A 13,582-nucleotide genomic window follows, 5' to 3' on the forward strand; every position below is an offset into this window, starting at 1 on the left:
CGGGTTGCAAATATACTTTTTTTATTCAGTATGCAAATTAATTATTCATAAAATATTTATCTTCACGAACTAGCAATACATCTTTAAAATAATAGTTTTGTATTTCCAATCATTTAAAAGCGATTCGTGCAAATTTTTAAAATAAATTACCTCACTTCAATCACGCTACTCCTAACGCTTTTTAGTTACGGTCAAACGAATATTACCGGAAAAGTAATTGATAGTGAAAACACCTCTAATCTATCTTTGGTCAAAATAATTAGTACAGACACAAACGATACTGTAGTTTCAAATAGAAATGGTTATTTTGAGGTGTCTAAAAAAGGCATTTATTTAATTAATAAGAAAGGGTATTTAAATCGAGTTATTCAACTAGGAAATACATCCTATGCCATCATTGAATTGGATATGAATCCTTCAGAGTTAAATGAGGTCATTATAAGTACAAATCATAATCCTGAAAAGTTAAAACAGGCAACAGCATCCATTAGCATTATTTCTTCAAAAGACATTAAATTAGGGAATAATGTTGACATGGCTCCTATTTTAAACAGAGCATCTGGTATTTTTATGCATAGCGGTGCGCTTAACACAAACCGAATTACCATAAGAGGTATCGGATCTAGAAACCAATTCGGAACTTCAAAAATCAGGGCTTATTTTAAAGATATTCCATTAACTAACGGCAGTGGCGAAACCAATATCGAAGATTTTGAATTGGCCTCCATAGCTCGTTTCGAGATTTTAAAAGGGGCTACATCTAGTATTTATGGTGCTGGTCTAGGGGGTGTAATCAATATAATACCTCAAAATGCATATCTAAATAAATCAAGTCTTAATAATGAACTCTCAATAGGGTCGTTCGGATTGATGAAAGGTCTGATTAATATAAATCATGGCACAACCAATAAAAGTTTCAGAACGACATACAGTCATACGCAAAGCGATGGCTATCGTGAAAATAATAAATACAATAGAAAAACTTTTACGTTACATGCTAATCATTTTTTAAGCCAGAAAGACGAATTATCATTCCTAGCAAGTTATGTAGATCTGAAAGCATTTATACCCAGTTCAATTGATAAGATTACATATTTAAATACTCCCAAATCTGCAGCCTTTACATGGAAAGCTTCACAAGGATATGAAGATTCTAAGCACGGTATTTTTGGTTTGTCTTGGAATCATGAATTCAACTCTCAAATAAAACAGGTCACAAGTCTTTTTACGTCGTTTAGAAAAAACTATGAACCCAGACCATTTAATATTTTAAAAGAAAACACTTGGGCTATTGGCATACGGAGTAGAATATTGGGACATTCAAAATTATTTGGTAAGACTATGAATTGGACACTTGGTGCTGAATTATTTAGAGACACATATACATCTAAAACATTTGAAAATTTATATGAAGACGCCCCAGCAGGAACTGGAAGCATAAGAGGTAACCCGCTATCGAGTTTCAAAGAGAAGCGAAATTACTTTAATACGTTTTCTGAGGTGAATTACGAGCTTTTTCAAAAAACAACTGTTTCTATTGGTTTGAATTTTAATATCACTGCTTATGAATTGGATGACAGATTCACGATTTCAGAATCTAACCCTGATCAGTCTGGCGGCTTCAAATTCAATGGCATTACGTCGCCTAAATTAGGCGTGTCTCATTTACTGTCAGAAAACATAAGCCTTTATTCAAGCATTAGTCATGGCTTCTCACCCATTTCCCTTAATGAAATCTTATTACCAGATGGGCAGGTAAACAATAACCTCAAACCAGAAACAGGTTGGAATTATGAAATAGGTGCTAGAAGTACAACACGCGACAACAGATTACAATTCAATGTCGCCATCTACCGATTAGACATAAAAAACCTTTTGGTTTCAAAACGAACGGCCGAAGATGAATTTATCGGTATTAATGCAGGAAGAACACAACATGATGGTTTAGAGTTAGGGTTAAGGTATAAATGGATTCAGAACAAAGCATTATCTATAAACTCATTTTTAAATTATACACGAAATGATTATATTTTTAAAGTCTTTATCGATGGTTCAGATGATTTTTCAGGCAATGATTTAACAGGAGTGCCTTCCTACGTATTCAATGCGGGTATTGATTTAAATTCAAAAATGGGCATATACGGAAATATAAATTTTCAATCTGTGGGCAGTATGCCAATTACAGATAGTAATACCTTGTATTCTGATAGTTACCAGCTCACAAATATAAAATTCGGATATAGAGCAACTCTGAATAAAAATATATCTTTCAATATTTTTGTAGGTCTAAATAACCTCTTTAATACAACTTATGCTTCACAAATTTTGATAAACGCATCAGGTTTTGGTGGGCGTGTGCCACGGTATTATTACCCTGGAAACCCTACAAATTATTACACTGGAATTAATCTGAATTATATTTTTTAATGTATTTTTAAATAAAAAAACAAATCTAATGAAAGCAATTCATTCCCTATTATCTATAATATGTATTACCTGCGCTGCTTGTGCCCAACAGATTGAATCTGAAATAAAGGCCGAAGAACCTAAAACTGTAGATTATAAAACCGAAAGTGTAGTTGCAGATATAAGTATTCCATGGGGCATGGTTTTTTTACCAGACGGCAGCATGCTTATTAGCGAAAAAACGGGAGAACTCATTCACTTTAAAAACGGTTTAAAAGTCAATATTGAGAATTTGCCCGAAATTTATGTCCGTGGACAAGGCGGTTTAATGGATTTGGAATTACACCCAGATTATAAAAATAACGGTTGGATATATATAACATATGCCTCACCCAAAGGTGAAAATGAAGGTGGTCATACGGCGCTTATGCGAGCTAAATTAGATGGAAATAAATTAGTTGATAAAGAACTGCTATACAAAGCGGCTCCAAATACTAAAAAAGGTCAACATTTTGGATCTCGTATTGAATTTGACAATCAAGGCTATCTATATTTCTCAATAGGTGAAAGAGGCGAACGGGATGTTAACCCCCAAGATATTACTCGTGATGGTGGGAAAATTTACAGATTAAATGACGATGGTAGCATTCCAGAAGATAATCCTTTTGTGAACCTTGAAAATGCCAAAACCGCAATTTACAGTTACGGCCACCGCAATCCGCAAGGCATGGCAAAAAACCCTTTTACAGGGGCTATTTGGATTCACGAACACGGACCTCAAGGTGGTGATGAAATTAACATCGTACAAAAAGGAAAAAACTTTGGTTGGCCAGTCATATCCTATGGTATAAATTATAGTGGCACGTCTTTTACAGAGTTAACGGAGAAAGAAGGCATGGAGCAACCCCTATTCTATTGGGTGCCTTCTATAGCACCAAGCGGTATGGCTTTTGTAACTTCAGATATTTATCCGGATTGGAAAGGTAATGTATTGGTAGGTTCTTTAAAATTCAGTTATTTGGAACGCTTGGTGATGGAGAACGGAAAAGTCATCAAACGTGAAAAACTGCTTGAAGGTATTGGGCGTGTTAGAAATGTACGGCAAGGGCCTGACGGCTATATCTATGTAAGTATTGAGGGAAAGGGTATTTTAAAAATAATCCCCGGAAATTAAAATAAATGAAATGTATCATCATTTACTTTTTAGGGCTTTCATCATTATGTATTTTAAATCTAAATGCCTATAAATATGCCCCACGAACTGATCTCTTAAAAGAAAGCATCGCGCGCGGTCAGGAAATTTACAGTGATTTTTGCATATCATGTCATTTACCATCTGGAGAAGGTGTAGAAAATGTATATCCACCCCTTGCAAAATCTGATTTTCTAATGGAAAAACGGGAGGAAAGTATTAGCGGCATAAAGTACGGACAACAAGGTGAAATTGTGGTAAATGGAAAAACGTATAATGGCTATATGGCTCCCTTGGGTTTAAGTGATGACGAGGTTGCCGATGTTATGAATTATATAAATAACAGCTGGGGCAACACCTGCGACAAAATAGTTACCGAAGAAGAAGTTTCTAAAATTAAAAAATAAGTTTTACTCCATATAATTTCCTTTACGTTTAACTAACTTTGTAAAGCAAATTAAACTAAAAAACATGCTTATAATTGGAATTGCAGGAGGAACTGGCTGCGGTAAAACTACGGTTGTAAACCAAATTTTAAATGAACTGCCCGAAGGTGAAGTTGGTATCATTTCTCAAGATTCTTATTATAAAGACACCACGCATTTAAATTATGACGAGCGAATTAAAATTAATTTTGATCACCCGCGTTCTATCGATTTTGATTTATTGGTGAATCACTTAGAGCAACTTAAAAAAGATATCCCAATTCATCAACCGGTTTATTCCTTTGTGAAGCATAACAGAACCGGTGATACTGTTTTAACGCATCCGCGCAAGGTGATGATTGTTGAAGGCATATTAATTTTGACAAACCCAGAATTACGCAACATGTTCGATGTTAAGATATTTGTGCATGCCGACACAGATGAGCGTTTAATTAGACGTTTAAAAAGGGATATTACAGAACGGGGACGAGATATTGACGAGGTTTTAACCCGCTACCAAACCACCTTAAAACCTATGCACAATCAGTTTATAGAACCTATGAAGGAGTTTGCAGATATCATTATTCCGAATAACAAACATAATACAGTGGCTATTGATATCGTTAGAACCATTATAATCGAGAAGCTATAAATGGCAGCATTAAAAAATAAAGGTAAATATCTCAAACCATTCAAAAACTGGTTTGTCATTATATTGATATTTTTTGCTGTTTGGATGATTTTTTTTGATGCTAACTCGTGGTTTATCCATAACGAACTCAATCAGGATGTAGAAGCACTTGAAGCCGAAAAGGAATACTACAAACGTGAGATTGAAAAAGATAATAGAGCCATAAAAAAATTAAGTACAGAGGAAGGTTTAGAAAAATTTGCGCGTGAAGAATACTTCATGAAGCGTGAGAATGAAGAAATATTCATTATTGAATATGAAGATAGTTTAAAAACAAAGCCAAATGAATAATAAACTGTTTGATGAATTTGATCCCGTATCGGCAAAACAATGGAAACAAAAAATACAGTATGATTTAAAAGGTGCTGATTATAACTTAACATTGATTTGGAAAACACCAGAAGACATTTCTGTTAAGCCCTTTTATCACTTTGATGATTTTAATGAATTCCCTAGCGTATCAAATACCAAGGCCACGGCATGGAAAATTTGTCAAACTATTTTTGTGGCAAACGTAGAAAAGTCCAACTTAAAAGCCCTTGATGTTATTGAAAGAGGGGCAGAAAGCATTCTATTCATTATTCCTTCAGATAGTATTTCGGTAAAAGATTTAATAGACCAAATTGATTTAAAAGCCACTCAAATTCATTTTGAATTGCAGTTCGTTTCAGAATCTTTTAATAAGACTATTAAACTTATTTCTGGCGCTGAGAATATTCAAATTCACATAGATATCATCGGTAATCTTGCCAAAACAGGAAACTGGTTTCATAATTTAAATGACGATTTTGAAAAATTTGTCATCCACGTAAAGCAAGCAAAATCGATTACTATTGATTTGTCATTATATCAAAATGCGGGTGCCAATATGGTACAACAACTTGCTTATGCCTTGGCACATGTTAATGACTATTTAAATCATTTAGATAATGGCATATCAAACGAAATAAAACAGCTAATCGACGTCACATTTAAGGTGTCTGTGGGTACTAATTATTTCTTCGAAATTGCCAAACTACGGGCACTTCGCATATTGTGGCGCACTCTAGCAGATGAGTATGGCATCAACAATATTTGTCAAATCATAACAACACCTACAAAACGCAATAAAACGCTGTATGATTACAACACCAATATGTTGCGAACCACAACCGAATGTATGAGTGCCATTTTAGGTGGTTCTAATACGGTTTGCAATCTCGCCTACGATGCTATTTATCATAAGGATAATGAATTTGGTGAACGCATTGCCAGAAATCAGCTATTAATATTAAAACATGAGAGTTATTTTAACGCCGTAAACAACCCGAGCGATGGTGCCTATTACATTGAAAGTCTCACCGAGCAATTGGCAGAAAAGGGTTTAGAATTATTTAAGGATATAGAAGCAAATGGCGGATTTTTAAAACAACTTAAAAAGGGTATTGTCCAAAGAAAAATAAAGGAAAGCGCCCTAAAGGAACAAACCGCATTTAATAATGGAGAAGACGTTTTGTTAGGAACAAATAAACATCTAAACCCTACTGATACAATGAGTCATGAATTAGAATTATATCCATTTGTAAAAACAAATCCAAGGAAAACACTCATCGAGCCTATTATTGAAAAACGTCTAGCAGAATCATTAGAACAAAACCGATTAAAAACAGAATAAATCATGAACACAAATTTTAAACTTATTGCCCTAGTCTTGGCAATTACTTTTCTAAGTTGCAATCAGAAAAACACATTGAAAGAATATAAATATGCTGACAAAGGCACAAAAATATCTTGTGGCGGCGAGAGCCAACAATTATATAATGAAGCCCTTTTTGCTTTTGAGGATGATATCACCAATTTTTATAAAAGAAACGGAAAGGTCGATTTACCACGTGCCTATTCACAATTTATCGGTTCAGTGTTAAGTGGTCGTGCAAAATTTTCGGAAATAATCACACCGCATACTGTAGAAGTATTTAAAATATTAAAGGAAGAAAATGATTTATGGGATGGCGAAAACCCTAAAAGCCGTTTAAATTATAAATCAGATTTTTTTAAATGCATTGCTAATCATATTGAATATGACAAATTCAAGACCACAATGAATTCGCTGCTAATAACCAACAGCATGAGCCCGAAACTCTTTAGCATGCCCCTAACCTCGAATTATAGACGACTAACCACGGATAAATATTTAGCCGCATACGTCGCTTTCGATTTGTTTTATGCCAAGCTTTTTGATGTCGATTTATCAAAGGTTAATGAAAATGATATATTAGAAGGCAACACAAGTACCAAAGAGAATAACGGAAAAATGACGCCAATACTAGATGAACATGCTGGTCATAATCATTCATGATTTTGAGGAAAAATCTACAACATATAACCATAACTAAGAAGACGCATACCGAAAAGGTATGTAAGGAAAATCCGTTTTTAACGGCTGAAGGGATAGACCTTAAGCGGACCTATTCAAAAGATGATGTTAAGGATTTAGATCACCTTAACTTTGTAGCGGGCATAGCTCCGCATTTACGTGGCCCATATAGCACCATGTATGTACGCAGACCTTGGACCATCAGGCAATATGCAGGATTTTCTACAGCGGAAGACAGCAATGCCTTTTACAGACGAAATTTAGCTGGAGGTCAAAAAGGACTATCGGTAGCTTTCGATTTAGCAACGCATCGCGGTTATGATTCAGATCATGAACGTGTCGTGGGAGATGTTGGAAAAGCAGGTGTTGCGATTGATTCGGTAGAAGACATGAAAATACTGTTTGACCAAATTCCATTGGATAAAATGAGTGTCTCCATGACCATGAATGGCGCGGTACTGCCAATTATGGCATTTTACATCGTGGCTGCTGAAGAACAAGGGTTTACTCCAAAGGAATTAGCAGGTACTATCCAAAACGACATTTTAAAAGAATTTATGGTACGGAATACCTATATCTATCCGCCCGCACCTTCGATGAAAATTATCTCCGATATTTTTGAATACACGAGCAAGAATATGCCAAAATTCAACAGCATCAGTATTTCGGGTTATCATATGCAAGAAGCCGGCGCCACCTGTGATATTGAATTAGCATACACTTTGGCCGATGGTTTAGAATATATTAGAAAAGGACTCGATGCCGGTATGGACATAGACACTTTTGCCCCTCGCCTATCCTTTTTTTGGGCCATAGGCATGAATCACTTTATGGAGATTGCAAAAATGCGGGCAGCTAGGATGCTTTGGGCAAAATTGGTTAAACAATTCAATCCTAAAAACGAAAAATCTCTAGCGCTAAGAACCCATTGTCAAACTTCTGGCTGGAGTTTAACAGAACAAGATCCCTTTAATAATGTAGCCAGAACGACTATTGAAGCTGCTGCTGCTGCCTTTGGTGGCACGCAAAGTTTACATACCAATGCGTTAGATGAAGCGATTGCATTACCAACTGATTTTTCAGCAAGAATTGCTAGAAACACACAAATCTATTTACAGGAAGAAACTAAAATAACAAAAACGGTTGATCCGTGGGCAGGAAGTTATTATGTTGAAAAACTAACACATGATATTGTTGAAAAAGCATGGCAACTCATTGAGGAAGTTGAATCATTAGGCGGGATGACCAAAGCTATTGAAGCGGGCATTCCAAAGATTAGAATTGAGGAAGCAGCAGCACGAAAGCAGGCTCGGATTGACTCTAACCAGGATATTATTGTTGGTGTCAACAAATATCGCCTGGATGAAGAAGCTCCTATCTCAACATTGGAAGTGGATAACCAAACGGTCAGGGATTCCCAAATTGAACGGTTAAACACTATTAAAGCGCGGAGAGATACCAAAAAAGTGAACCGCTCATTGTTAAATTTAACTGAGGGTGCACGAACAGGCAAAGAAAATTTACTAGCTTTAGCAGTTGAAGCTGCTAGAGCGCGTGCCACCTTGGGCGAAATAAGCGATGCCCTAGAAGCGGAATTTGGTCGGTATAAAGCACAGATAAAATCATTTTCAGGCGTGTATAGTAAAGAAATAAAGGGCGATAAGAGTTTTCAAAAAGCCAAGGATTTGGCCGATCGGTTTGCGGAACAGGATGGTCGAAGACCCCGAATAATGATTGCCAAAATGGGACAGGACGGACACGATCGCGGCGCCAAAGTGGTAGCTACTGGCTATGCAGATGTGGGTTTTGATGTAGACATTGGCCCCTTATTCCAAACCCCACAAGAGGCCGCAAAACAAGCGGTAGAAAATGATGTCCATATTTTAGGCGTTTCATCATTGGCCGCAGGTCACAAAACCTTGGTCCCTCAAGTTATTGACTACTTAAAAGGGTATGGGCGTGACGATATTATGGTTGTTGTTGGTGGTGTGATTCCAAAACAGGATTACCAATATTTATTTGATGCTGGCGCCATTGCGGTGTTTGGTCCTGGCACAAAAATTAGTGATGCTGCTATTAAAATTTTAGAGATATTGATTGATTAATGTCTCATATAGTGAGAATAAACATACTGGTGTGTTTATTACTTAGTTGTAGACCATTTGGTAAAACTAAATGGAAAATTAACACTCAAAATCACTAAAGAAAATTAAAACATTGTTATAATGAAAAACGAAAATTTATTTTACACAATTGGCTCTACTATTATACTTGGAGCAGCAATAATGAAAATTTTAGATGTACGATATGCCAACTCAATTCTGATTTTCTCATTTGTGGGTTTGCAAGTATTTCAATCTTGGCATGTATCCCAACTGAAAAAGAGAATTAATGAATTGGAGAAAAAACTAAACCAATAATCTCCTAAAAGCCTACAACAAAGAAGTGAATTAAAAAAAATAATTTAAGTACTCCGATAGTTATCGGAATTGAATCAAAGTTTTCATAATAAGGTAGTCTTGGTTTTACAATAGCAAAGGCTTGTTTTAACAGTTTATTTATCACTGCTATTAATCCTGTTTTTTCGGTTTTTATTTGATAAATTAGGTGCTTAAACATGCAATAAACCATATAAACACGTTGTATGTTGAGAAATGAATATGAAAAGTAATGAAATAGCAATTGACTTTTTAGATCACGTAGCTATTCGAGTGCAGGACTTGAATATATCTGCTGAATGGTATCAGAAAGTTCTTGGTCTAAAAAAATATCAGCTACCTGAGTGGGGAGATTTTCCAATTTTCTTACTTTCTGGAAAATCAGGAATAGCTTTGTTTCCAGCTAAACTTACTGATGCTCAACTTGAATTGAACTCAAAAAACGTAAAAATAGACCACTTTGCATTCAATGTGACAAATGAGAATTTTGAGAAAGCAAAAAAGAGATATACTGAATTGAATTTGGGATTTAATATTCAAGACCATTTTTATTTTCATTCAATTTATACAAAAGACCCTGATGGGCATATTGTTGAATTGACTACAATTGTTGTGGATGAAAATAAATTTTATCAATAAAAAGTAAAAACTACACAACAAAGAACTGAGTTAAAAAACAAACTATTTAAGCTATTCCGATAGCTATCGGAATTGAAACAAAATTTTCATCATAAGGGCGTCCTGATTTTGCAATAGCAAAGGTTTGTTTTAAGCATATTTTATGATGTAATTGGTATACGTCTTGCAACAACATGAAACAAAAAAAATCCAATTCATAGTATTTATGAACTGGATTTTTATACTTAAAAATAAAGCAGTTAATCTACTTTCTCATCTTCATTGTTAATTTCCATTTCTTCAAAATCTCCAGCGTTGACCACCGTCCATTTATCAAATGTTTTGAAATATTTCTTGATGGCTTTATTAACATCTTCAACAGTTAAATTAGTAACACGTTCTTCAATATCTTTTTGAAACATCATATCCCTATCAAAATATAAATTATTACTGATGGTTCTTGAAAGTTCATTATCCTTGGCACGCGACACATTTTCACCTTGAACCCAACTCGTCAAGGCTACTTTTAGCTCTTCTTCTGTAATGCCCTCTTTGATGAATCTTTCGATTTCCTCTTTAAAACCTAGCTGCACTTTGGATGCGTTTTCTGGCGCATAAATGGCATAGACCATTACCGAAGAGTTTTTGTCCTTTTTATCTGGATCTACACTCACTCTGCCTCCTGCGCCATAACTCACACCATCCTTTTGGCGCAACCTTCCGGCAATTCTAGAATTTAAAAACCCACCACCAAATATGGAACTTGCTATTTCCAGAGCGGCAAAATCCTTATCTTCTTGACTAGCTTCAAAAGACATCATGCCAATACTAATGGCGTTCTTTTTGTCTGGTGTTTTTATCTTATCATTGGCCGTGTTGTTGGGCTTGAAACTGTTTGATATTTCAGTATATGGTTTATCGGTTTTAAAATCTGCATATGCCTTTTCAAAATAATCTTTGATGGCCTCCTCATCAATATTACCAATGGCTATCAAGGATGCATTGTCTGAAATACCATAAAACGTATTATAATAGTCCTGTAATTTTTCAATAGTGACTGCATTAACCTCTTCAACATCTTCTTCTATAGTTGTTACATAAGAGGGATGGCCTTTTTTATACCTTTGATTTAAAAGGCGCAAGGTTTTACCTGCTAAAAATTGAGGTTCCGTTTTATTTTTTTCAATGCTGGCCAATTCCTGTGTTTTAAGTTTATCTAATTCGGCTTGATCAAACTTTGGGTTTTTAAGCATGTCTGTCATTAACGCTAAGGCATCCATGAGATACTCTTTTGTTGTGTTAATATTAGCGTTTATGCGCCCATTAGATCCGGAAAAACGAATAGACGATTTCATTGCACTTAACTTATCTTCAATCTCTTGTCTTGAAAAATTCTGAGTGCCTTTATCTAGCATTTTAGCCGTATAGCTTGCCAAACGGCCTTTATTCATAAAATCATCAACATTACCATTTCTAATAATGAATGAAAGTGTTATAGTTTCACCACGGTTATCTTTTTTAATAAAACCATATTCAATAGGCGTTTGCTCCAGTGTTCCAGAATTGAGCGTGCTTTGAATATTATCATATGAGATATCGAACGCCTGGCCTTCACCAAGACTTTCCTTCCCTTTATAATCTGCTACCAACTCATCAAGATTTTCAGTATGCTCAATCTCAACACGGATCGGTTCTTTGGTTGGTATAAAATTCCCAACAGTTCTGTTGGTATAAATCAAGTATCTATTGATAGCTGCATTTACTTTTTCAGCAGTCATCGCTTCAATTCGGTCTCTTTGAATAAATAATAATCGCCAGTCTCCAGCTCCGATAAATTCACTCGTGAAGGTGCCTAGATAGGCAGAATTTCTACTAAGCTGATCCACTTGCTTTAAGATATTGGCCTTGGCACGTTTAAGTTCTTCATCGGTTATCGGATGATTCTTCAAGTCATCTAGTAATGACAGCATTACATTTTCAGCTTCTTCTAAAGACTTATCTGAAGGCACATCTACATTGATGTACATAAATGAAGGTTCTTTAGTAAACGGAATATAAGAATATAAGCTTGAGGCTTTTTTACCATCTACTAACGCTTTGTATAATCTACCAGAAGGATTGTCTGTTAATATTTGCTCAGCAACAGACATCGCAGCATAATCTTCATGCGAGCCTGCAGGCATATGATACAATGCCGATACGATTTGAAGATCGCCTACACGACTTAGAGTAACTCTCTTTTCGCCATCTTGTGCTGGCTCAACGGTAGGAACATCGTTTAAAGCTATGTTTGGGTTTTTAAGCGATCCAAATTTTTTCTCAACAAGCGCCAATGTTTTGTCCTTATCAAACTTGCCCGTAATCATTAACACTGCGTTATCTGGACGGTAGTATTTTTTGTAAAACGCTTTTAGGTTTTCAATGGGAACACGTTCTATATCAGAGCGATTCCCTATGGTAGATTGTCCGTAATTATGCCATAAATAAGCAGAACTCACTACCTTTTGCATCAATACTCTGGATGGTGAATTCTCACTGCGCTCAAATTCATTTCTAACTACAGAAAACTCAGATTCCAAATCTTTTTTTGCAATGTATGAATTCAGCATTCTATCGGCTTCAAGGTCCAGTGCCCAATCCAGGTTTTCATCTGTGGCATTAAAAGTCTCAAAATAATTAGTACGGTCAAAATACGTAGTACCATTAGGTCTTGCCCCATGCGCCGTTAATTCTTTTGGGATATCCGGATGATTAGGCGTTCCTTTAAACACCATGTGTTCTAAGAGGTGTGCCATACCTTTTTCTCCGTAACCTTCATGTCTAGAACCCACTAAATAGGTGATGTTTACCGTAATAGTTTGCGAGGAATTGTCTGGGAATAACAATACTTTTAAGCCATTATCTAAAACATATTGTGTGATACCTTCCACACTAGCCGTTTCTTTAATTTGACCTTGAATATTAATGGATAATAATACTAAAAGGACTGTAAAGCACAGCCTTTTAAAAATTGAATTGTTTTTTTTCATGATATTTTAAATTAGTCTTTTGTAAAGATATTAAATCATCATCAAATTTTTATTGAATTTACTTACGTAAAATGTTAAATTTTGAGTTATCCACTCAACCACTTTAAACGATACAGAACTGCATCCGATTAATGGAATGTTTACTAACTTAGTACATATTACAGTCTCTGTAAATCTAAATAAAAAATTTCTTGAAACCGACTATCCTCGAGGCAAAGCCATAGAGGTATTTCGCCGGTTTCATTTTGCCCTTTGGGTCAAAAACCGAAATTTTATATTTTACCTCACCCGGAACTGCCAAAAAGCAGTTCCGACCTCTCCGAAGGAGAGGTGAATCGGAAACCCCGAGGCAGAGCCATCGGAGAATTATTTAGATTAATCGAATATATAATACCAGTGACTATAAAATTCAATTTACTATTAGGCA

The 13,582-nt window shown here is 35.5% G+C and carries 11 protein-coding genes; 10 read left to right on the forward strand and 1 reads right to left on the reverse strand.

Annotated features, from left to right (window positions below; genetic code table 11):
• Positions 1 to 126: 126 nt before the first annotated feature.
• The 10 genes from FAF07_RS03300 to FAF07_RS03345 all read left to right on the forward strand — a co-directional run bounded on the left by FAF07_RS03300 (position 127) and on the right by FAF07_RS03345 (position 10,147).
• Positions 127 to 2,427 (forward strand): TonB-dependent receptor family protein, encoded by a 2,301-nt coding sequence (locus FAF07_RS03300; protein ID WP_246067763.1) that lies wholly within the window; start codon positions 127 to 129, stop codon positions 2,425 to 2,427.
• Between the two features lie 28 nt (positions 2,428 to 2,455).
• A complete protein-coding gene (locus FAF07_RS03305) occupies positions 2,456 to 3,580 on the forward strand; it encodes a PQQ-dependent sugar dehydrogenase (protein WP_142783769.1) in 1,125 nt (374 codons plus the stop codon).
• 5 nt (positions 3,581 to 3,585) lie between these two features.
• Complete coding sequence (locus tag FAF07_RS03310; protein WP_185956507.1) at positions 3,586 to 4,005, forward strand: c-type cytochrome; 420 nt, start codon at positions 3,586 to 3,588, stop codon at positions 4,003 to 4,005.
• Positions 4,006 to 4,069: 64 nt separating this feature from the next.
• Positions 4,070 to 4,675 (forward strand): uridine kinase, encoded by a 606-nt coding sequence (udk, locus tag FAF07_RS03315; RefSeq protein WP_142783770.1) that lies wholly within the window; start codon positions 4,070 to 4,072, stop codon positions 4,673 to 4,675.
• Positions 4,676 to 5,005, forward strand: a complete 330-nt coding sequence (locus FAF07_RS03320; protein WP_142783771.1) for an FtsB family cell division protein — start codon at positions 4,676 to 4,678, stop codon at positions 5,003 to 5,005.
• The gene (locus FAF07_RS03325; protein ID WP_142783772.1) at positions 4,998 to 6,368 is read left to right on the forward strand and encodes a methylmalonyl-CoA mutase subunit beta; all 1,371 of its coding nucleotides are present in this window, start codon (positions 4,998 to 5,000) and stop codon (positions 6,366 to 6,368) included. The genes FAF07_RS03320 and FAF07_RS03325 overlap by 8 nt, the downstream gene beginning before the upstream one ends.
• A 3-nt stretch (positions 6,369 to 6,371) precedes the next feature.
• Complete coding sequence (locus FAF07_RS03330; protein ID WP_142783773.1) at positions 6,372 to 7,052, forward strand: hypothetical protein; 681 nt, start codon at positions 6,372 to 6,374, stop codon at positions 7,050 to 7,052.
• On the forward strand, positions 7,052 to 9,175 hold the full coding sequence (gene scpA, locus FAF07_RS03335) for a methylmalonyl-CoA mutase (protein ID WP_142786528.1): 2,124 nt from the start codon (positions 7,052 to 7,054) through the stop codon (positions 9,173 to 9,175). The genes FAF07_RS03330 and scpA overlap by 1 nt, the downstream gene beginning before the upstream one ends.
• Before the next feature lie 120 nt (positions 9,176 to 9,295).
• Positions 9,296 to 9,490: a hypothetical protein gene (locus FAF07_RS03340; RefSeq protein WP_142783774.1), complete on the forward strand. Its 195-nt coding sequence runs from the start codon at positions 9,296 to 9,298 to the stop codon at positions 9,488 to 9,490.
• Positions 9,491 to 9,730: 240 nt separating this feature from the next.
• Positions 9,731 to 10,147 carry a VOC family protein gene (locus tag FAF07_RS03345; protein WP_246067764.1) on the forward strand — a complete coding sequence of 139 codons (417 nt, stop codon included), beginning with the start codon at positions 9,731 to 9,733 and terminating at the stop codon, positions 10,145 to 10,147.
• A gap of 239 nt (positions 10,148 to 10,386) precedes the next feature.
• On the opposite strand, the gene FAF07_RS03350 is transcribed toward FAF07_RS03345, so the two are convergent.
• The gene (locus FAF07_RS03350) at positions 10,387 to 13,155 is read right to left on the reverse strand and encodes a M16 family metallopeptidase (protein ID WP_142783776.1); all 2,769 of its coding nucleotides are present in this window, start codon (positions 13,153 to 13,155) and stop codon (positions 10,387 to 10,389) included.
• Positions 13,156 to 13,582: the final 427 nt, after the last annotated feature.

This window comes from Changchengzhania lutea (assembly GCF_006974145.1).
In the GTDB taxonomy this organism is placed as follows: Bacteria; Bacteroidota; Bacteroidia; order Flavobacteriales; family Flavobacteriaceae; genus Changchengzhania; species Changchengzhania lutea.